Source organism: Sporosarcina soli (assembly GCF_042655805.1).
In the GTDB taxonomy this organism is placed as follows: Bacteria; Bacillota; Bacilli; order Bacillales_A; family Planococcaceae; genus Sporosarcina; species Sporosarcina soli.
Window position 1 is genome coordinate 171391 of sequence record NZ_JBHSNO010000016.1, and the last position, 19773, is coordinate 191163.

21 protein-coding genes are annotated in these 19773 nt (G+C 39.7%); 8 read left to right on the forward strand and 13 right to left on the reverse strand.

Going from position 1 to position 19773, the window contains the following annotated elements:
• Nucleotides 1–51 precede the first annotated feature (51 nt).
• The 3 genes from argH to ACFPRA_RS21505 form a co-directional block, all read right to left on the reverse strand.
• The gene (gene argH / locus ACFPRA_RS21495) at nucleotides 52–1521 is read right to left on the reverse strand and encodes an argininosuccinate lyase (protein WP_381439294.1); all 1470 of its coding nucleotides are present in this window, start codon (nucleotides 1519–1521) and stop codon (nucleotides 52–54) included.
• A 22-nt stretch (nucleotides 1522–1543) separates the two neighbouring features.
• The gene (locus tag ACFPRA_RS21500) at nucleotides 1544–2056 is read right to left on the reverse strand and encodes a flavin reductase family protein (protein WP_381439296.1); all 513 of its coding nucleotides are present in this window, start codon (nucleotides 2054–2056) and stop codon (nucleotides 1544–1546) included.
• Between the two features lie 311 nt (nucleotides 2057–2367).
• Nucleotides 2368–3240, reverse strand: coding sequence for a LysR family transcriptional regulator (locus tag ACFPRA_RS21505; protein ID WP_381439298.1), 873 nt, complete (start codon nucleotides 3238–3240; stop codon nucleotides 2368–2370).
• 147 nt (nucleotides 3241–3387) lie between these two features.
• Here ACFPRA_RS21505 and ACFPRA_RS21510 point away from each other — a divergent pair, with 147 nt between their 5' ends.
• Nucleotides 3388–4116 carry a riboflavin kinase gene (locus ACFPRA_RS21510; protein ID WP_381439300.1) on the forward strand — a complete coding sequence of 243 codons (729 nt, stop codon included), beginning with the start codon at nucleotides 3388–3390 and terminating at the stop codon, nucleotides 4114–4116.
• A gap of 293 nt (nucleotides 4117–4409) precedes the next feature.
• Here ACFPRA_RS21510 and ACFPRA_RS21515 read toward each other — a convergent pair whose 3' ends face one another.
• Together ACFPRA_RS21515 and ACFPRA_RS21520 are read right to left on the reverse strand one after the other, a co-directional pair.
• Entirely contained in the window at nucleotides 4410–4670 is a 261-nt protein-coding gene (locus ACFPRA_RS21515; protein ID WP_381439302.1) for a hypothetical protein, read from the reverse strand.
• A 109-nt stretch (nucleotides 4671–4779) separates the two neighbouring features.
• Complete coding sequence (locus ACFPRA_RS21520; protein ID WP_381439304.1) at nucleotides 4780–5742, reverse strand: helix-turn-helix transcriptional regulator; 963 nt, start codon at nucleotides 5740–5742, stop codon at nucleotides 4780–4782.
• A gap of 109 nt (nucleotides 5743–5851) precedes the next feature.
• Between ACFPRA_RS21520 and ACFPRA_RS21525 the strand changes: the two genes are divergently transcribed.
• Together ACFPRA_RS21525 and ACFPRA_RS21530 are read left to right on the forward strand one after the other, a co-directional pair.
• Nucleotides 5852–6331: a GyrI-like domain-containing protein gene (locus ACFPRA_RS21525; RefSeq protein ID WP_381439306.1), complete on the forward strand. Its 480-nt coding sequence runs from the start codon at nucleotides 5852–5854 to the stop codon at nucleotides 6329–6331.
• 122 nt (nucleotides 6332–6453) lie between these two features.
• The gene (locus ACFPRA_RS21530; RefSeq protein ID WP_239391046.1) at nucleotides 6454–6849 is read left to right on the forward strand and encodes a VOC family protein; all 396 of its coding nucleotides are present in this window, start codon (nucleotides 6454–6456) and stop codon (nucleotides 6847–6849) included.
• An 80-nt stretch (nucleotides 6850–6929) separates the two neighbouring features.
• Here ACFPRA_RS21530 and ACFPRA_RS21535 read toward each other — a convergent pair whose 3' ends face one another.
• Entirely contained in the window at nucleotides 6930–7574 is a 645-nt protein-coding gene (locus ACFPRA_RS21535; protein WP_381439309.1) for a hypothetical protein, read from the reverse strand.
• Between the two features lie 267 nt (nucleotides 7575–7841).
• Between ACFPRA_RS21535 and ACFPRA_RS21540 the strand changes: the two genes are divergently transcribed.
• Both ACFPRA_RS21540 and ACFPRA_RS21545 read left to right on the forward strand, forming a co-directional pair.
• Entirely contained in the window at nucleotides 7842–8549 is a 708-nt protein-coding gene (locus ACFPRA_RS21540; protein WP_381439311.1) for a DNA alkylation repair protein, read from the forward strand.
• 106 nt (nucleotides 8550–8655) lie between these two features.
• Nucleotides 8656–9348, forward strand: a complete 693-nt coding sequence (locus tag ACFPRA_RS21545; protein WP_381439313.1) for a YjjG family noncanonical pyrimidine nucleotidase — start codon at nucleotides 8656–8658, stop codon at nucleotides 9346–9348.
• A gap of 128 nt (nucleotides 9349–9476) precedes the next feature.
• Here the strand turns inward: ACFPRA_RS21545 and ACFPRA_RS21550 are convergent, their stop codons facing one another.
• On the reverse strand, nucleotides 9477–10523 hold the full coding sequence (locus ACFPRA_RS21550) for a flavin-containing monooxygenase (RefSeq protein WP_381439315.1): 1047 nt from the start codon (nucleotides 10521–10523) through the stop codon (nucleotides 9477–9479).
• Nucleotides 10524–10628: 105 nt separating this feature from the next.
• Here ACFPRA_RS21550 and ACFPRA_RS21555 point away from each other — a divergent pair, with 105 nt between their 5' ends.
• A complete protein-coding gene (locus ACFPRA_RS21555) occupies nucleotides 10629–11594 on the forward strand; it encodes an arsenic resistance protein (protein WP_381439318.1) in 966 nt (321 codons plus the stop codon).
• A gap of 56 nt (nucleotides 11595–11650) precedes the next feature.
• Here the strand turns inward: ACFPRA_RS21555 and ACFPRA_RS21560 are convergent, their stop codons facing one another.
• Genes ACFPRA_RS21560 through ACFPRA_RS21580 form a run of 5 tightly spaced genes read right to left on the reverse strand, consistent with a single transcriptional unit; the run spans nucleotide 11651 to nucleotide 14804 of the window.
• Nucleotides 11651–12091, reverse strand: a complete 441-nt coding sequence (locus tag ACFPRA_RS21560; protein ID WP_381439320.1) for a disulfide oxidoreductase — start codon at nucleotides 12089–12091, stop codon at nucleotides 11651–11653.
• A complete protein-coding gene (locus ACFPRA_RS21565) occupies nucleotides 12091–12765 on the reverse strand; it encodes a DsbA family protein (protein ID WP_381439322.1) in 675 nt (224 codons plus the stop codon). Before ACFPRA_RS21565 ends, ACFPRA_RS21560 begins: the two co-directional genes overlap by 1 nt.
• A 24-nt stretch (nucleotides 12766–12789) precedes the next feature.
• Nucleotides 12790–13884 carry a copper resistance D family protein gene (locus tag ACFPRA_RS21570; protein ID WP_381439324.1) on the reverse strand — a complete coding sequence of 365 codons (1095 nt, stop codon included), beginning with the start codon at nucleotides 13882–13884 and terminating at the stop codon, nucleotides 12790–12792.
• Nucleotides 13885–14442 carry a copper resistance CopC family protein gene (locus ACFPRA_RS21575; RefSeq protein WP_381439326.1) on the reverse strand — a complete coding sequence of 186 codons (558 nt, stop codon included), beginning with the start codon at nucleotides 14440–14442 and terminating at the stop codon, nucleotides 13885–13887.
• A 26-nt stretch (nucleotides 14443–14468) separates the two neighbouring features.
• The gene (locus tag ACFPRA_RS21580; RefSeq protein ID WP_381439328.1) at nucleotides 14469–14804 is read right to left on the reverse strand and encodes a hypothetical protein; all 336 of its coding nucleotides are present in this window, start codon (nucleotides 14802–14804) and stop codon (nucleotides 14469–14471) included.
• A gap of 210 nt (nucleotides 14805–15014) precedes the next feature.
• On the opposite strand from ACFPRA_RS21580, the gene ACFPRA_RS21585 reads away from it, so the two are divergent.
• Both ACFPRA_RS21585 and ACFPRA_RS21590 read left to right on the forward strand, forming a co-directional pair.
• On the forward strand, nucleotides 15015–15335 hold the full coding sequence (locus tag ACFPRA_RS21585; protein ID WP_381439999.1) for an ArsR/SmtB family transcription factor: 321 nt from the start codon (nucleotides 15015–15017) through the stop codon (nucleotides 15333–15335).
• Nucleotides 15336–15348: 13 nt separating this feature from the next.
• Nucleotides 15349–17970 carry a heavy metal translocating P-type ATPase gene (locus ACFPRA_RS21590; RefSeq protein WP_381439330.1) on the forward strand — a complete coding sequence of 874 codons (2622 nt, stop codon included), beginning with the start codon at nucleotides 15349–15351 and terminating at the stop codon, nucleotides 17968–17970.
• Between the two features lie 260 nt (nucleotides 17971–18230).
• Here the strand turns inward: ACFPRA_RS21590 and pdxR are convergent, their stop codons facing one another.
• On the reverse strand, nucleotides 18231–19685 hold the full coding sequence (gene pdxR, locus ACFPRA_RS21595; RefSeq protein WP_381439332.1) for a MocR-like pyridoxine biosynthesis transcription factor PdxR: 1455 nt from the start codon (nucleotides 19683–19685) through the stop codon (nucleotides 18231–18233).
• Between the last annotated feature and the right edge of the window lie 88 nt (nucleotides 19686–19773).

The window sequence follows — 19773 nt, forward strand, 5'->3', positions numbered from 1 at the left end:
CTCCTAAATGATTGATAGTTCGTAATTTAATAAACGCAATATTCAGTCTTATTAATACGCTTTTGACAATGATTTTTTCTTGTTCTTTGCTACTATTTTTTGTTGATCAACCCAGTCATTATCCTGACGAAGACGAGCATTTAATTTTTCAAGCTGTTTCTTTACCTCTACAGGTGCCGGCCCACCACTCGTGCTTCTAGACCCTACATTAGCGATTGGATCTAACGCATTTTGAATGGCTTTATTGGATAAACTAATTTCCTTACCAACGATTAACTTTGAAATTTCTTTTATTTTATCGGAATCGATTTGAGTAACCGATTTCTTTTCTTCAATCATTTGACTTACTAGATGCCCTACGATTTGATGGGCTTCTCGAAACGATAGATTTGCATCGCGAACGATTGTATTAGCCAATTCCGTAACTGTTGAAAAGTTCTCTAACGTGCGGAGGAACATTTTCTCTTCGTTAAACTTCAATGTCTTCACTGTCGCCGTCATAAGATGAAGACTCGCTTCCACTTCGGCAAATGCATCCCAAAGATATTTAAAACTTTCAGTAGCATCTCGGCTATGGCCATATGAAGTATTCTTTAAACAGCTTGTTGCTGATACTAATGCGCCCATGACATGTCCCGATTTAGCTTTAATATGCTCCAATGTGATCGGGTTTTTCTTCTGAGGCATAATACTACTACAAGCAGCGACGGAGTCACCCACTTCGACAATGCCAAATTCATCAGTGGCCCATATATATAAATCATGGCTAAAGCGACTTAAATTGTTCATGAGTATATTCATTGATGAAAGTGCTTCTAATACGTAATCCCTGGAAGCAATACTGTCAATCGAGTTGCCCATTGCAGCATTGAACCCTAATAGGTCAGCTGTTTCATGACGATTAATATTAAAAGACGTCGATGCCGTCGCCCCGGCTCCTAATGGAGAAATGTTAATCTGATTGAAGGTTTGTATAAACCGCTCATAGTCTCGTTCTAATGCCGAAAGAATTGCAGATAGGTAGTGAGCAAGTGTGACCGGTTCTGCTGGTTGCAGATGTGTATAGCTTGTCATCACGACGTAAAGTGATTTTTCGGCTATACTTAACAATTCTTTCCTTAGCACGATGATTTGTTCAGCGATATTCAGTAAAAATTTACGGCTATTCATCCTTGCAACCGTTGCATACAAATCATTTCGACTTCTTGCTGTATGCAGTTGACCCCCGATTTCTACTCCAACCTTACGGATAAGGGCTGCTTCTATATTAAAATACAATTCTTCCTTATTCGGATCTAACTCTAAATTCTCTGCACCTTCTTCGATTAATTCATCCAATGCGGTCATAATTTTTTGCCCTATATCATCCGTAATAATTCCTTGTGACATAAGCATCGTCAAATGGGCTTTGTTTACATCCATTATGCTTTCAAAGGAACGGTTCCGTTCAGCCACAAGTGCAGGTGCGAAAATGTATTGAATCACTTCACTGGATATATCAGATTTAAGACGTTCTCTCAAAATTCCCACTCCCTTTACACATTTAATTGGTTTGTTTCTGTCTATAGAAATTTTCAGGTATTGGACCAAATTCTCTACGATGATAAAGCATCGGTTCCTTCTCCTGATTTACTTGAAGATCAATAACTTTCCCGATCAAAACAGTATGGTCGCCCGCTTCAATCGCTTGGAACGTTTTACATTCAAAGACTCCAAATGCACCGTCAATAAGCGGTAATCCATTTTCCGAAACCTGCCAATCACATGTGCTGAATCGATCTTCGACTTTACTTGCGAACGTTTTACAAAGTTCTTGTTGCTCGCCAGCTAACACATGTACCGCGAATTTCCCACCTTCCGTAAACGCTTTCAACGATGATACGCGGTGATCGATGGACCAAAGTAACAGAAGTGGATCAAGTGACACAGAAGCAAATGAATTCACCGTCAACCCGACCGGTTTTCCATCCTTCCCTATCGTTGTAACAATCGTTACGCCTGTAGGATAATTGCCCATTACTTGTTTGAAGAGTTCTTGTTTTTCTGTTATTCGCATGTTTATCGCTCCCTTCTTGAAAGTTCAGTCAATAGTTATTGGTGAAAGTTCCACTTTTACCCCTTACTCAATATTTCAGAAGTCAAAACACTGAAGTTTCACTCTTGTCTGAAACCAGGACCTTGTATCAAAGTATCAATGAAACGTTACTAAAAGTAAAATGAATATTCTTGATACAAATCATTAGTTTTACTTATGAAACTAATTCATCAAGATTCCAGGAACAAAAAAAGACACTCACCTATAATCCTTAGTGAATGTCGATAATTCCTATTCTCCCGGTGGCTTACAACAATTCTCCAGCAAAGACATTATGCATTCTCTTCTACCCACGTTTTCACCATCTCAATAAACTTTTTAGTCGCTGGCGAGACCGTAGAAGTTGTTGCTAATCCAATTAATCGATGACTTGCAACTTCTAATTCCAAGACGGAAATCACTTCGGAATATCCACTTAAAGCCATTTCTGAAAGGATACTAATCCCTAAATCATCCCTGACCATTGAAATGATTGCTTTATCTTGGTCTAACTCATACTTAATCGTCGGTCTAATGTGATGTTGATTAAAAATCCTCATTACATCAATATCTCCGCCTTCACTCAGAATGATGAATGGCTCCTTTTCAATCTGGCTGAATAAGATTTTTTTTTGTTTATGTAATGGATTTTCTTTAGATACAATGCAAAGCATCGAATCTTCCTTCAATGGCATCACATTTAGCGTTTTTGACAATGTTGGGAGAGCTATAATTCCACAATCGATTTCATTGTTCAATAGAGCATTTTCAATCTCCTGGTGACTCCCTAGTAATAACTTTATATCAATATTTGGATTTTCATTCTGAAATAATTTAATGATCTTAGGAAGCCAATGAGATGCTACACTTGTAAAAGTTCCCACCTTAACCGTTCCCACTTCCAAACCTTTTATCGCAGCAACTTCCTGCTCAATTTCTTCATGGATCCGAAGCAAATCACGAATATACCAAATAATCCTTTCCCCGTCGCTTGTTAATTGAATATCTGAACGAGATCTTGTGATTAAAGGTATTCCCCATTCTGTTTCAAGACTTTTAATGGCATGGCTAATCCCCGGTTGCGTTAAACTCAAAGCATCCGCCGCTTTTGTAAAACTTTTCAACTCGATTACCTTATCAAATATTTCATATCGGGAAATTGTCATCCTTCCACCTCATTCATTATTTAGTCTTATGCTGTTCATTATAATCATTCATTTTACTTATGTAAATCAGTGCTTATAATAAAACTAACAATATTAGGAATGATGGAGATTCAACTAAAAATTATTGAAAAAAAGGGGTGTCATTCAATGCATACCATCTTAACGTCCTTTAGTGGAAAAGTTATTCCCGGAAAACAAATAGGTCAAACAATCGGCTTCCAAACTGCAAATTTACAGATTACATCTGGAGTTCCAAAGCTGAGTCACGGAGTATATGCAGTGATGGTTAACTGGCAAGATCATTCATATGTAGGACTTATGAATATTGGAACACAACCAACATTTAAAGATAATTCCAAAACAAGTTATGAAATTCACATACTTGATTTCAATAAAAATATTTATCATGAAACACTTCACGTCAAAATCTATTTTCAAATAAGAAAAGAGGGATCATTTACCAGCATTTCTGGACTTGTTAAACAAATTCACAAAGATATCATTCATGTAAGAAAAGCATTAGCACCTTTATCACAGCAAAACCACAATCAGTTGCCACCTACAAAATCCGAAAACAAGCGTGTAAAATACGATATAAATTCACTCATCCACTTACCTGATTTATCATTTGTACAATGGTTTGACACTGAGTTCGGCATTAATCGTGGAGTTTTCAACACCATTGATGCTTGGTTTTATCAAAAGGGAGTAAAACAGATTACAAAACGTCGGAGATACATCTTGAAATTTATCCTGAATTTGGATCGACACAACGGAAAAAAGCCCAAAGTTACATTTGGGGATGGTGGATTAATCCCAAGCTTGACGAACTTTTGGGAAATTACTACAGAGGACAAATTGAAACAACATGCCTGATCGACTTGATCAAACAATACTGTAGGCATTCTTAAATGGACAATTATTAAAAGTGAATATGCGAAGAGCAAAACTCCTGATAAAACAGCACATCGGGAGTTTTTTTATCTTCCTTACTAAATCGGCCACCACGAAAATCCTACCGTTTACATTGTTATATCCCCACACTATTTTTCGAAAGCAAAATCGGTTTTTAACGAAAGATGTGAGCTACTAGAAACGTTCGATGAGTAGCAAGTTCTTTTATCATCCGGAATTCAGTTAGAACCTATTTTCGTCACTTTCCCTGCAAGTTAACATACATATTGGCAAAGAACCTCCTGCTGCTCGTGAGCGGACGGTCTCTGCGCTATCCGGGATGCGGTTTTAGCCACGCTAATCGCCACAATATTTCCTTTGACATAATGAAAGACGCGGTCCCCTTTTTTCACTTCCTTCACCCGTAGCCATGAATGCGGTAAATTGTCACCGTTACCTTCTTTTCGTGACCAAATCATTCCTAATTCTTTTTCTTCTTGATACGTTTGGCCTTGCATTACAATGAAGCATTGCATCGATCGAACACTCCCTTAGATCTTCTATTATTATCATAACCGCTTCTTGGGTTGTTTGCCTGTAATTCGTATGACTTGAAAAGTTTTCTGTCGTTTTAACCCCCACTGATTAAGGGAAGAATAAGGATAGTCTCACTTGTAAACCTTCTAATACTTGTTCTGGTATTTCCTTGACCTTGATATCCCCACCTAAGAATAGGAGCCAATTGGAGATCTCGGTCAATTCTTCAGGAAGGTGCACATTGATAAACATCTTTAGAATGGCTGTCGTTTGAAAAGGATTCGTATAGGAAATAGACACTGTAAATGGATGATATTTTTTATACTGGGAAATAGCCTTTGGACCAAGTTCAACGACCAAATTGACCGCTTCTTCCTGCTTACTCAGTTTTTCTAAAACTTTTTTCTTACTCAATCGTTTTTTTACTGGGTATAGTTGGACATCGGTGAGATTATCTACAGGAAAAACCCGCCTTTGTTCATCCTTGATATCAAAGCCTTCAATGAGCCAAAAGCCTTTTTCATGGTACAAGTGCAAGAGATAAATCTGATAACAGTTTATCGCCTTCTCTTCGTTAACCGTAATCGATAAATGGCGATCCAATAGAAGGAGTTGGATGAGTTTTTCTAATATGGGATGGGGAAGGTCTGACAGATCAAGTAGGTCGGGATTATCAGGATTAGTTCCTTCAAAAAGCAGGAGTTGATTCAACAGCACAAGGTCATCTTGCTGATTTTCAGAAATGAGGCCCAGTAACTTTTCAGCTAAAGATTGACGGCTCTTTAAATAAGGGAGTTGGTTATTTCTGGTAGCCATAAAGGCGATAAAAAGCGCTTTGATCTCCGTATCGGTAAAGCGGACAGCTGGGAGGACCGAGTTGTTCATCACAAAATAACCGCCATCCCTTCCGACTTCAGCGACAAGGGGCATCCCCATCGCTTCGATTTCTCGTATATCCCGAATAGCGGTTGAACGGGATATATTAAATTCCCGCATGATTTCAGAAATGGTAAAGCGGGCACGGTTGTTGATATACCGCATAATGACATTAATCCGTTCAACTTTTTTCATCGGGGCCTCCTAAACAGTTTCATTTTTTGACATGGTTTAACGTTATTATAAACTCATCGAATGAAAAGACAATTCATTTGATTAATATCTGAAAAGGAAGGTTTTAAATATGGCAGATTATACAATAGAAGAAAAAGATGGCTTTACGGTTTTAGGATTTGGAACGGAGCTAAAAAGCGATTACACAGACTTCGCGGGAATAACGAAGGAAAAGGCCGACTTTTGGCAATCCGCTAGCCAAGACGGGACACTCGATCGTTTAAAAGCCGTTGCGACAAATGACTATATTTTTGCTGTGAATGAAGCGGTGAATAATAAGATGATGCATTATGCTGGCGTCATGACAGAAGAGACATTACCAGAAGCCACCAGAGTCATTCAATTTCCGAAGGGGGAATATGTAGTCGTTAAAGGGGAAGCAAAAACAGCTGAGGAATTGAGTAATACGTTGACTGGTATGGCCTTTGGTCAAGTTTTGCCAGAAGCAACGAATGTTGCCTATGTTGGTGGACCGAATGCAACGGTCGAGATGGGTCAGCGAAACGGCGTCGTTTTTGGTGAAATGTGGATTCCTGTCGTTAGGAAATAAGAGATTCATGACGCCCAGAGCACCAAGCATTCACTTTCCATGTGCGATCAACCAGTAGGTGGTATAATGAACTTCTACGGAATGAATAACCACAATATTCTAAACATAAATAGGAGGACGTTATGGGACGATTGATTCATTTCGAAATTCACGTAGATGAAATGGAACGGGCAAAGCGGTTTTATGGTGAAGTATTCGGATGGTCATTTCAAGATTGGAGTGATTATGCGGGAATGCCTTATTTTGGTGCCGTTACGGGCGATGACAAGGAACTCGGGATCAACGGGGCCTTGATGCAGCGGCAAAGTGCGCCCCCTGAAACAGGACAAGCTTTAAATGGATTCGCTTGTACAATGGGCGTGGAAAACTACGACGCAACGGAAGAGAAAATTTTAGCAAACGGCGGGACAATTGCCAAGCCTAAACATCCCCTTCCTGGCATGGCGTGGCAAGGGTATTATCTGGACACAGAAGGCAATGTTTTTGGAATCCATCAGCCTGATGAAAATGCAAAATAGTGTTGATTGTCAAAAGACGGCGGTCCCAGAAATCAGTGCTGATTTCTGGACCGCCTTTTCTTTCAACCTTTACTCTTCTATCAAAATTCTTTACTCCACTCATTTTCCTCTAATAGTTCACCAGTTTCAGCGACATACCCCACAATAAGCTTGCCTTGTTGCAATTTATCTTCGCTTTTTAGAAAAGAAATGAACTCATTAAAGAGTCGTTCATCTTCGTCACTCTTTTTTCGAGGAATCGTAAGACGAATAGTAGGTGCTACGTCAAAGTCTTTATAACTCCTTGAATCAGTCCAATCAATCCCTAATTCTTTCCCTATTTTATCATCAAAGTACACGTACAAATCCGTTTTTTCTCCAATGTTTTCCCGAATGAAAGGACGTATTTCACTTTCTAAATCACTTCTCCATTTTTCAGCAATATACGTATCCATCATTTGGTTTGTTTGATCGTCCTCATAAACCAAAAACTGAATACCGCTTGATTTGTCTCTAACCTTTGCAGCATATTCAAATCCAAAGTTCCCCATATTATCATACAAAGTATCGTATATCTCGAAGCGATCACTGAAATGATCCTTTAAGTATTCCTCCGCTTGGGCTTTCACCTGTTCTTCTTTTTCTTTATCGGGCTTCATCTCCTGAAGAAAAATAATGACAAGTAGAACGATGCCTACTAGTAACACTCCGAAAACAATAAGCGTCACTTTTAAAATTTTATTCACATAATTCCTCCATTCCTAATAACTTTAGCCACTTTCATTCGTTAATCGAACAATAGTCATAATATTAGGACGTCTATATTGAATTATAAGTTTCTTTTTCAATAAATAGGCAACATTATCGTGCAACCTTACAACGTTATTGCTCGACTAAGATTATCTGAATATAATTCGGTATCTATAACTTAACGGATGTTTTAATGACAAATGATAAGTGTTTGTTATAGGATAATGGAGATACTTGATGGATAAAAGGAGGATGGCCAGACGATGAATGCAGAAACGGTGATGCAGGAGCTTGAAGCACTTGGCAAGGAACGAACGAAAAAAATGTACATGTCCAATGGCGCGCATGAGCCCCTTTTTGGCGTAGCAACGGGGGCGATGAAGCCCATTGCTAAGAAAATAGGGATCAACCAAGCGTTAGCGGAAGACCTCTATGCGACAGGAAATTATGACGCCATGTACTTTGCCGGCATTATTGCAGATCCAAAAGCAATGACTGCTGCAGATTTTGATCGTTGGATGGACTCTGCCTATTTCTATATGCTTTCTGATTATGTCGTAGCTGTCACCTTAGCGGAAACAGCTATTGCACAAGAAGTTGCGGATAAATGGATTGCAAGTGGTGAAGAGTTGCGCATGTCAGCAGGCTGGAGCTGCTATTGTTGGCTGTTAGGGAATCGGGCAGACATTGAATTTTCCGAGAGCAAAATTGCCGGCATGCTGGACGTCGTAAAAAATACCATTCACGATTCGCCAGAACGGACGAAATCCGCCATGAACAATTTTCTATACACAGTCGGCTTTTCCTTTTTACCACTTCATGAAAAAGCAATCGAAACAGCAAAGGCAGTCGGTCCGGTAGAAATCAAACGGGACAAGAAAAAAAGTAGCTTGCTGAATGCTTATGAAAGTATTCAAAAGGAAGTGGATCGGGGCAAAATTGGTTTTAAACGAAAATATGTGAGATGTTGAAAAATGCTGGGTGGGCAACAGGTTCTAATATAATCCGTAATTCAATTGGAACCTGTTTTCCTCACTTTTGCTAGATGATATACATATTCGAATGGAGGCACTCTACATGCAATATGATGTATTTTTATTTGACTTGGACGACACGCTGATGGATTTTAGTGCAGGTGAAAAAAATGCTTTTTCACTTTCCTTTGAATCGAACGGCTACCCGAACGGTTTAAGCGACTACAGAAAGAGCTATCGGGAAATCAGTACAGTGCTTTGGGATGACTTGGAACAAGGGCGTATCACCACAGGAGAACTGAAAACGGAACGGTTCAAGCGTTTGTTCGAACTACATGGCTTGGAAATGGACGCCGCTGTGTTCGGGCAAACATACCTGGATTACTTAGGCAAAGAAGCGCATCTGATTGAAGGCGTTGTAGAAATGCTCGGCGGCCTTGCTGACTATCGATTGGCGATTGTCACAAACGGCTTCAAAGAAGTACAGCATTCAAGAATTGGAAGATCCGTGCTGAACAACACATTCGAAGCAATCATTACTTCCGAAGAAGCCAATTGTCAAAAGCCGAAAGCGGACATTTTCGAATATGCATGCAAGCTCCTGAATGTGACGGATAAGTCCCGCATCCTCATGATCGGTGACTCCCTTTCATCGGATATTTTAGGCGGCAATAACTTCGGAATCGATACGTGCTGGTATAATCCACAACGCAAGGAAAACAACAGCTCGGCAAAACCGACGTATGAAATTCACGATTGGAAGGAATTTAGTTTTGGGCCAGTTGGTGCGATATAATACACTATGGTGAGTGAACGCACAAAACCTTGCTGTTTTAAAATTGCTGTTGGAATCGAAAACGCCTCGGAAGGAAATTTTTCCTTCTGAGGCGTTTTCGATTTTGTTGCTATTTTCAATGATTCCTTTTATACATTTGTATTTTTCATATATTCCACTAGATACCTAGCATCAAAACCTACTCCCTGAAGTAAGGAAGACCCTCTACGTGATTGCCACGGTAAACCTAAAAAGTAAACACCTTTTACTGGGCTAATTCCCCTATTGTGAAGTATCTTTTTTTCTTGATCAAATACACCATCCACTTTTAGCCATTCATATTCTTGTTGGAACCCAGTTGCCCAAATAATATTTTTCACTTTAAGAGCGGTCGAATCTTCAAATGTTACACGATCATACTCCCCATTCACCGCTCTTCCTTTTAACATAACCTTGCACTCTTCAACAGCTTCTTTCAATTCATTCCCGAAGATAGGATCAGCTCTTTTTTGCAGCAAATTTCCGATGAAGGAAGTGTTTGTTGCTTTTAATATTCCCAATTTGTCCAACCACCAAAAAACACTCCGCCCACCGATCGTTAACGGGAAATAGTTTGGCTCTTTACTGATAGACAAATAAGTATCTTTCTCTTCCGATAACTCAACTGCTATTTGGGCGCCACTATTCCCACCCCCAACGACAAGTACATTCCCTGGTAAAAGCTGTTTAGGGTTCTTATACTCAGATGAATGGAGCTGTAGAATATCTTTGTGAAGGGAAGTAGAAAATCTAGGAATCCGCTTCTTTTGAAAGGGTCCTGTAGCAATCACAACATTCTTCGTACTAAAAGTTCCTTTTGTTGTTTCTACGCAAAAACCTTCTTCATTTTTTGTTACAGACAGTACCTCAGTATCAAGTTCAACAGGTAATGCAAACGTTTCTGTATAATGCTTTATGTAATTTGCAATTTCATCTTTTGAAGGAAACCCCTGTGGTTCTCCATCTAGGATAAGGCCAGGCAATGAACTATACATCCTTGGCGTAAATAACTTTAAGGAATCATATCTATTTATCCATACTTCACCTAATGCCTGTCCTTTGTCTACTATTAAAAAACGTTTGTTGTGTTGTTTTAAATAATAGCCCATTGCCAATCCGGCTTGACCGGCCCCTATAACAATTGTCTCATATTGCATATGCTTCTCCCCCTTTACAAGAGTTTTTATTGGGCTCTTTGATTTCTAATTTTATAGCGCTTATAGTTAGGACTGGTATATATAATGAAAGGGGAATAACTACAAATGATCGCCAGAGAAAAACTAGAAAATAATCAAATTTGGCTATATGTCATTGTACTCGTGATCGCAGCCGGATTTGGACTAATCGTTCCAAACGTCGCAGGACAATTCGATATAACGATTTCTGCTGTTATCGCTATTTTGATGTATAGTATGTTTTCGCAAATTCCCTTTACTTCTTTAAAGGAATGGGTTGTGAATCGACGTTTTATCTGGGCTCTCTTAACGGTTAACTACATAGCAGTGCCGATTGTGGTATGGCTTCTATCAAAGTTATTACCCGATTATCCGCCATTATTGCTTGGAGTCTTTTTAGTTTTACTAACACCTTGTATTGATTATGTCATTGTTTTTACGGCACTAGGCCGTGGTAATGAAAAGATTATACTCATGTCGACACCCATTCTTTTCATTACCCAAATGCTCCTTTTGCCTTTGTATTTATGGCTGTTTATGGGGAAAGAAGCAACTGGAATAGTGGAACCAGGCCCATTCTTTGAGGCATTTTTCGGTCTTATCGTTATTCCATTGGGCATTGCGATTGCCATCCAGTTATTTGCAAGAAAAGCACCTATCGGCAATCACATATTAAATCTGTCAGCATGGCTACCTGTTCCGTTCATGGCATTTACTCTTTTTGTTGTCGTAGCATCTCAGATTGGCAAATTATCTACTTACATGAACCTCATCATCAAAGTCATTCCGATCTATATGGCTTTTATGATCATCGTTCCCATTATTTCCCGATACATCGCTCAATGGTTTAACCTCGATACCGGATCAGGTCGTGCCCTTATTTTCAGTGGATCCACACGTAATTCGCTCGTGGTTCTTCCTCTTGCCTTAGCTTTGCACGATGATATCAGCACACTGGTAGCCGCCGTAATTGTAACACAGACGCTTGTTGAGCTTGTGGGTGAACTGATTTACATACGGCTAGTACCGAATTTACTATTGCGTCAAAAATGAAAAGAAGCCAAAGGAAGGACAATAGCGTCTTCTTTTGGCTTCTCAAATCCTATTCCTTACTCAATAGATTTCTTTTGTTTAATGAAAAACATACAGACAGCAATGATCACAAATGCCACAAATGCTAAAAATGGTATCGTCACAAACCCGAACCAATTGATATACTGCGCACTACAAGGCACTCCGCTTACGCAAGGCTTGATGCCTCCAAAACCAGGAATTTTCTGTTCCAAATAATGCATAAAGGATATGCTTCCTCCAACAAGTGCCAGCGGAAGCACGAACCTTTTCACGGTAGTGTCATTTTGAAAAGTGCCAATCCCTAAGATGAAAACAAGTGGATACATGAAGATACGCTGATACCAACATAACTCACATGGAATATATCCTTTGATTTCACTGAAGTACAAACTCCCGAACATGGCAACTAATGAAACAACCCAAGCAACATATAATAGGAATCCCTGTGGTTTGGATTTTTTCCCTTTATTTACCATCAGTCTTCATCCTTGGTCGCTTGCTCGATTGCTGTCTTAATGGCTTCGTAATCAAATGGGTCCTCCATCATTTTTCCGTTTATGACAATGGTCGGTGTCAAAGAAACTCCGACTTCTCTTACTAAATCTTCGTCATGCTTAACGCTCTCCAAAGTCGTCTGTTGTTCCATGTCTTCTTTTAATAGTGCTTGGTCAATTTCAGGGAATCCACCTGCAATTTCAAGGACTCTTTCAGGGGTGATCCATTGTGCATCATGATTTTCAGCTGGCTGCGCATCGAACAAGGCTTGATGAAAATCCCAATACACATCAGCATTTCGTTCCAAAACTGATTCAGCGGCAATTGATCCTAAAGTTGATTCTTTACCGTGGAATAATACGTTCACGAATGAAAATTGAACTGTACCCGTTTCGATATAATCATTAACAAGCTGCGGATAAATCATTTCACCCCATGCCTTACAAGCAGGACATTTGAAATCACCAAATTCTACTACCGTAACAGGAGCATCTTTCTCCCCAAGTAAAGGCTGCCCAGTGATATCGATTTGCTCTATATCCGTTGGCAAGGATTCTTCTTTATTGCTGAATACAACGACCGCCGCTAATATTGCGACTGCCATGAGTGTTAAAACAACTGCAAATTTCATCTTTGAATTCTTATTCTGCTTCATCAAATACCTCTTCTCCCATCTTTATTATAAAACGCTAGCCATTAATCCAAAATAGAGCGAAAGGACACTGAACATCCCCATGAAAAATGGGACAATTGCCGGCGTCTTTTTCCTAAAGCTGTATACGATTAGCCACAAGAAAATAATCGCTACGATAAAAAACAATATGTTTAATGTGTTATAACCAAATTGCAAACGCATTGAAGGTTCAATGATCCCCGTATAAAAATAGTCGAAGATAGCTGAAGGGCCGCTCCCTGCAAGCGTTATCTCGATACTATGAGGTGGTTCCTGTTGCCCTAAGACGCCTGTCGAATCAAACGTAAAGAATAGAAGAACGCTTTCGAACTTCAACCACGGGATTGGATTGATTTGCTCTTGGCGTTTTAATTTACGTTTCATCCAAAACCCGTTTATAAAAGCAAAAAATAAAACAGGGATGATGGTCAGATGCTTCACTAATAGGGCTTGTCCATAAGAGAGCATCCAGACATCGCCATACTCATTTACATCAATCACCAATGTCATCAGAAAGAATCCAGTCCCCACTATCGTAAGAAAACATGCGATGGCCAAAGGAGTAAACCATTTTAAATAAGCTAGCCAGTTCTCTTGGTTTTTTGAACACCAACCGACGATAAGTAAGATTCCGATCCACACTGTAACGGCTAAAAAATGCAATGAGTGAAAAACGAATCCACTCCATACAGTAAGTGATGCTCCGTGACTTGCCCACCCCAATGCCAGAAGTAAAACGAATGTGAAAGCTAAGGAAATGCCAGAAAGTACTTTGCTTTTTAATACCGGGAACAAAGATACAAACAGATAGAAGAAGATGGCAAGAATGACTGTAATATTCCATGCCTTACCTACTTCAAACCCCGTGAGCACATTTTGCATCGTTAGCATCAGACCGATGTCTTCATAAAGAAACAGGATAATCCTTATTACAGGTGCAACCGAAAAGATCACAACCCCTAATACCGCCAATTGAAGTAACCGTTTAGAAATACTAATTTCTGGTTTCAACCGTTCCGGAATGAATTGAATGATAAATGCGCCCATTAATAATGAAAAACAAAGATACAATAGACTTTCAGATATATAAATCCAAATCATTTACTTTTGCCTTCTTCCTATAATCCAGCCAAAAAACCCGCCAGCAATTGTAAATAAAACGACAAGGATGATAACCAGGACATCATTCGAAGCTATCTTTGATGGAACTTCAACTGGCTGCTCTACTGATTTTTCTACTGCTTCTTCGATGGGCTCGGCAGGTATTTCTTGAGTTTCTTCGGACACTATCGGATCCTCTAATTCGGCTTGATTGACTATGAATGAATAAGTCCCCTGAATCGGGTGACCATCTGCGCCTATAATCCTCCAGTCCACTGTATACGTACCATTACTTAATGGCGACAGGAACCCACCTGTCATCATATTCTCATTTACTTGGATAGCACCAACGCTTATTTCCTCATTATTCTCGTTAAAGACTTTCACAGTACTTGTTGTTTCAATTTTCGTATTAAATTCCAGTTCAATTTCATGGACGTCTTCAGCAATCCCTTCACCATCAGCAGGTGAAGAACTCGTTAAACCAGTATGTGCAGATACGGAATTTGCTGAAATGATTAATAATAAAATTGTCAGCAATACAATATTTTTCTTCATATGGGCTCTCTCACTTCCTATGGAAATTACCAACTATCCCATTTCTTATTCATAATTCCAATCTGCTTTAAAAAACTTGTAAGCAATCGATCATTTTCACTTTTCAAGGCATCCTCAGTACATGAAGAATGGGGAGCGTAATCTAAGCTTTTCGCTTCTTGTAATGTCGCTTCTTGCAGAAAGTTCGTTGGGTCTGACTCTTCAAAACAAACGGGAGCTATGTAGGTCTTGTACGTATGCTCTAAAATAACTCTTGTATCTGGTGAAGGATGGGTTTCTATCGGTACGAGCATAGCGATAAGTACAACTATGCCGAATAAGAGAATCACCAATATAAACGGTAGTGCTTTATTTTTTTTCATTCCAAGATTCCTTCCTCGTTAATAATGACCATTTTCCATATGTACCAGTCCATCATTCCCTCGTATGTTGTTGTTATGCCTTCCTCATCATCCCCTTTAAAGATTCATGATATCAGTATCCAAAACGATAAATTTGACACACATATTAGTCGCCGCTAATATGATAATAACAAAACATATTAGTCATGTCTAATACAAGGAGTGGTCTATATCATACAGACAAATTTAGAACTTAAAGTGAAGTTTTTACGAGCATTTGGAGATAAAACAAGAATTCAAATATTAGAGTGCATCAAACAGGAGGAAAAGACCGTCTCACAAATTGTTGAAAGTATAGAAGGAAATCAGTCAAATATTTCGCAACACTTAGCTTGTCTCAGAGGTTGTGGAATCATTGTAGGGAGGCAAGAGGGAAAATACGTCTACTATGGGTTGCGAAATGAGCAAATGAAAGAGTTATTAGACACATTTGATGATGTACTTGGTCAGATTGAAAACAATGTTGCTTGTTGTGAAAATCATATAAGTTAAGGAAGTGCAAAGTATGGGTAAAAAATGCTGTTCTACTAAAGTGGAACCCCTAAAAACCGAGGAACAAACATCCTGTTGCAGTAGCAACCAACCAATTCAAATTGAACAAAAGCAAAGTGAGAAGACAACTTGTTGTAGCAGTAACGCGATTGATTCAGAAGACGCGGGTGACTGTTGTAACAATAATTCAATTATCACAGAGGAAGCACCTAAAGCAACGACTTGCTGTAGCAATAAAGGAGCCGATGAAAATCCGAAAGTTTCAGTCGATTGCTGTGCTAATTCTAGTGAAATTCTAAATCCGGTTCATACAGACCTTAATCAAGGAATCAAAGAGGAGTTTCGGGTTTATGGAATGGATTGCCCCGCTTGTGCGGTAACGATTGAAAAAAGTTTAAGCACTCTTCAAAGCATCAATGGCGTGAACGTGAACTATAGTACTGGAAAAATGCAGGTCAGCGCGACGGAAGAACTTGAATTCGAATCCATCCAAAAACAAATGAAGAAGCTCGGTTTTGAAGTTGAACTTAACAAAGTAAATAACAACTTGAAGAATTACTTTATTGAAGGTATGGATTGTGGATCCTGTGCGTTAACTATTGAAAACCACTTGAACAACCTTACTGCCGTCAAACACGTACAGGTGAATTTTCCAACGGGCAAAATGAAAATTGAACATGAAAACAGTTCAGAGGACATTATTGACGAAGTATCTAAAGTTGGGTTTAAAGCGTCGCTCATCACGTCCAATAAACAGGCGTCCTCCCCTACGCGTTCTAGTAATCAGAATGGGGCTGTCATTTTCTCAGGTATATTAATCGCGTTAGCATTTATCGGTTCTTACACAGGAATTTCTTCTTATCTAACGACTGCCATGTACGCAGTCGCAATGATAGTAAGTGGCTATAAGCCTGTGAGGAGTGCTTATTATGCGATTAGAAGTCGTTCATTGGACATGAACGTTCTTATGTCGGCTGCTGCAATCGGAGCTGCGATTCTAGGCGAATGGCTGGAAGCGGCCACCGTCGTCTGGTTATTCTCCTTAGGTCTCAACTTACAGAACCGAGCCATCGAAAAAACCCGAAAATCAATTCGGGGTCTGATGGATCTTACACCTCCGGAAGCGTGGGTTAAAGTTGGCGATGAAGTGGTTAAGAAACCTGTGGAAGACATATCGCTTCATGACGTCATCCTAGTGAAACCCGGGGATCGAATCCCGTTGGACGGTGATGTGATCGAAGGCGAATCGAGCGTCAACCAAGCGGCGATCACTGGCGAATCGATCCCCGTCGATAAAGTGGAAGGCAGTCCTGTGTATGCAGGCTCCATCAATGAGCACGGCTCTCTCACTGTTAAAGTGACAAAACTGGTGGAAGATACGACCCTCGCCAAAATTATCCATTTGGTTGAAGATGCCCAAGAGAAAAAAGCGCCTACCGAAGCATTTATCGATAAGTTCGCACGCATCTATACACCGATCGTATTCATACTCGCCCTTTTCGTGATGATTGTCCCACCATTGTTGACGTTTGGCACTTGGGAGGAATGGATTTATAAAGGATTAATGCTATTGGTCATCGCTTGTCCTTGTGCGCTCGTTATATCCACTCCAGTTGCAATCGTTACAGCCCTTGGAAATGCCGCTAAAAATGGGGTGCTTATTAAAGGTGGCACATTTTTAGAAAATGCTGGTTCTATTAATGCCATCGCCTTTGACAAAACAGGAACACTGACAGAAGGGAAACCAAAAGTTACGGATGTAATGGTCTTTACTGAGTCAGAAGAAAACATGTTATCCATCGCTCGAACGTTAGAGGAATACTCCACTCACCCAATCGCTACAACGATAGTGGATTACACAAAAGATAAAAATATTCATGCGATGAAAGGTACTCAATTTAAAAACCTTGTTGGAAAAGGTATTCAAGCGACAATTGAAGATGTACCTTACTTTGCAGGAAACTTAAAGTTGTTTGAAGAGATCGGTACTCCTCTTCATGATCATTTAGGACAGATTAGCAGCCTGCAAAATGAAGGAAAAACGATTATCATCATAGGTACAGTTAAGAACGTTTTAGGTATCATTTGTGTTTCGGACACCATTCGAGAGACAACAAAAATGACGGTACAAAATCTAGAAAAAAACGGTGTGCAACAAGTTGTCATGCTTACGGGTGATAATGAAGGAACAGCAAAAGCAATCGCTTCCGAAGCTGGCGTGCATCGATATTTTTCTGAACTATTACCAGAAGAAAAAGTAAAGGCCATCAAACAATTGCAAGATGAAGGCTATCGTGTGGCCATGGTTGGGGATGGCATAAACGATGCCCCTGCATTAGCAACTGCTGACCTTGGTATAGCAATGGGGGGGGCCGGTACAGATACGGCAATGGAGACGGCAGATATCGTTTTAATGGCCGACAACTTAGAGAAACTACCACATACAATGAAACTCAGCCGCAAAGCATTGGCGATTATCAAACAAAATATTTGGTTTTCCTTAATCGTAAAGGCCATAGCTTTACTATTCATATTCCCAGGGTGGTTAACATTATGGATTGCTGTATTAAGTGACACCGGTGCTGCGCTGATCGTTATTTTGAATGCACTTCGACTGTTAAAAATTAAAGGTTAGGGGAAAAATTAATCCTTAATGAAATGGATAGAGTTTATTTAGCTACTTAAAGTAAGTTTTGTTGAATATATACCATAAATAGAAAAAAATCAGCTTTAGGATAGTAAGAGCCATCCCAGATTTACTCGAAATGTGATAAATTGTGCTCTTCTAATGAAGGTCATTCAGTAATTTCTTTCCACTGAATGACCTCTTTTAGATGACATAGTTTCCTCTACTTCATTTACAATATTCGACCATTTTGCTTGTACCCTGGATAGTTATAAGCTATTAAGTTCTATAATAAGTTCTGCTAACCTGATAAGCCCTTTTTCAATCTCTTCCAAGGATGCATAAGCATACGATAAACGCAGATGTTCTAGATTATTTTTATCATAAACGCTTCCCGGATTTAATAAAATGCCTTCCTGAAGGGCTCTATCAAATAATTTTCGTATGGAAATCTCTGGTTGTAATCGAAGCCATATGTAAAATCCCCCGCTTGGAATCGTCCATGTAGCAATTTTAGAGAAATAAGTATTTAAAATGGTAATCGCAAAGTCTCTTCTAACTTTCAATTCTGCCCTGATTTGATCTAAATACTCCTCATACCCTCCGCTCTTTATCCATTGATTCACTACATATTGTGATAGGGAACTCGAACCGTAATCCGTTTGCATTTTTATGTCGGCAAGCCGATCAATAACGGGTTCGGGGCCAACTATCCATCCAATTCGCACCCCCGGACTTAATGACTTGGATACACTGCCCATATACAGTACATTTCCTTGTGTATCATTGGCTTTGATCGGCTTTGCAGGGGGTGTATCCAACCATAATTCACCATACACATCATCTTCAATAATCGGGAGAGCTTCTTTTTTGCAAATGTCTAACAATTGTTGCCTTCTATTTTCAGACATTAATGTCCCCGTTGGATTATGAAACGAGGGAATCGTATAAAGTAACGACGCCTGATGTTGTCGTTTTAAACGACCAATTGAATCATGTTGAATCCCTTCGTGATCTAGAGGGATTCCAAATAGCTTCATACCAGCCGATTGAAACACATGAATTGAATTTAAGTATGAAGGCGTTTCATGAAAGATAACGGACCCTCGTTTTAATAAACCGACTGAAATCAATTGCAGTGCCTGTAACGCCCCTGAGACGATTAATATGGAGGCCGGTCCAGCCTCAATGCCTTTCCTTTTTAAATATTGGCTAATGGTTTCGCGCAGTGCGAGACTTCCTTTTGGCTCTTCATAACCTAATGAAATTGTTTCACCTACCTCCATTTGTAAAAACTGCTTCATTTGCTCATGAGGGAGTAAATCCGGGGATAGTTCCCCTGTGCCTAATCGGATGATCGTAGGATCTGCTTCCGCTTCATTAATTTTTTGGATGAGTTGTATATTAGGCTCGTGAATTCCAGAGCGGACATAACTAGTCCAATCAGGGGGAGGTGTGGAAGCAAGGAGGCTCCACGTATTATTGACGACCGACGTGCCGCTTCCCACTTTTGATTCAATCAATCCATCAGCGGCCAATTCTTCAAGTGCAGTGACAATCGTGCTTCGGTTGACTTCGAACTGTTGGGCTAAAGCTCTTTGTGACGGTATTTTCGTACCGATTGTCCACTCCCCATTCATAATTTTCTTTTTCATATAAGTCGTGATTTGCAAATGTAAAGGTAAGGTTGAAGATTTTTGCGGTTTCCAATCTATCTGAAGCATATTCCCTGCTCCATTCTTTTTCTTCTATTGTAGCAAAATGGTTGGTTCAATTCCCATCCAATTGGTCGGAGACATTTAGAGGAGCCTT

Excerpts from the sequence above, each read along its gene's own strand:
- ACFPRA_RS21530 (WP_239391046.1), top strand. The coding sequence starts at position 6,454 with ATGGGACGATTGATTCATTTCGAAATTCACGTAGATGAAATGGAACGG.
- ACFPRA_RS21580 (WP_381439328.1), bottom strand. The coding sequence starts at position 14,804 with ATGAAAAAAAATAAAGCACTACCGTTTATATTGGTGATTCTCTTATTC.
- ACFPRA_RS21575 (WP_381439326.1), bottom strand. The coding sequence starts at position 14,442 with ATGAAGAAAAATATTGTATTGCTGACAATTTTATTATTAATCATTTCA.
- ACFPRA_RS21520 (WP_381439304.1), bottom strand. The coding sequence starts at position 5,742 with ATGAAAAAAGTTGAACGGATTAATGTCATTATGCGGTATATCAACAAC.
- ACFPRA_RS21550 (WP_381439315.1), bottom strand. The coding sequence starts at position 10,523 with ATGCAATATGAGACAATTGTTATAGGGGCCGGTCAAGCCGGATTGGCA.
- ACFPRA_RS21525 (WP_381439306.1), top strand. The coding sequence starts at position 5,852 with ATGGCAGATTATACAATAGAAGAAAAAGATGGCTTTACGGTTTTAGGA.
- ACFPRA_RS21505 (WP_381439298.1), bottom strand. The coding sequence starts at position 3,240 with ATGACAATTTCCCGATATGAAATATTTGATAAGGTAATCGAGTTGAAA.
- ACFPRA_RS21565 (WP_381439322.1), bottom strand. The coding sequence starts at position 12,765 with ATGAAGCAGAATAAGAATTCAAAGATGAAATTTGCAGTTGTTTTAACA.
- ACFPRA_RS21515 (WP_381439302.1), bottom strand. The coding sequence starts at position 4,670 with ATGCAATGCTTCATTGTAATGCAAGGCCAAACGTATCAAGAAGAAAAA.
- ACFPRA_RS21590 (WP_381439330.1), top strand. The coding sequence starts at position 15,349 with ATGGGTAAAAAATGCTGTTCTACTAAAGTGGAACCCCTAAAAACCGAG.
- ACFPRA_RS21510 (WP_381439300.1), top strand. The coding sequence starts at position 3,388 with ATGCATACCATCTTAACGTCCTTTAGTGGAAAAGTTATTCCCGGAAAA.
- ACFPRA_RS21555 (WP_381439318.1), top strand. The coding sequence starts at position 10,629 with ATGATCGCCAGAGAAAAACTAGAAAATAATCAAATTTGGCTATATGTC.
- ACFPRA_RS21500 (WP_381439296.1), bottom strand. The coding sequence starts at position 2,056 with ATGCGAATAACAGAAAAACAAGAACTCTTCAAACAAGTAATGGGCAAT.
- ACFPRA_RS21540 (WP_381439311.1), top strand. The coding sequence starts at position 7,842 with ATGAATGCAGAAACGGTGATGCAGGAGCTTGAAGCACTTGGCAAGGAA.
- ACFPRA_RS21560 (WP_381439320.1), bottom strand. The coding sequence starts at position 12,091 with ATGGTAAATAAAGGGAAAAAATCCAAACCACAGGGATTCCTATTATAT.
- pdxR (WP_381439332.1), bottom strand. The coding sequence starts at position 19,685 with ATGCTTCAGATAGATTGGAAACCGCAAAAATCTTCAACCTTACCTTTA.
- ACFPRA_RS21570 (WP_381439324.1), bottom strand. The coding sequence starts at position 13,884 with ATGATTTGGATTTATATATCTGAAAGTCTATTGTATCTTTGTTTTTCA.
- ACFPRA_RS21545 (WP_381439313.1), top strand. The coding sequence starts at position 8,656 with ATGCAATATGATGTATTTTTATTTGACTTGGACGACACGCTGATGGAT.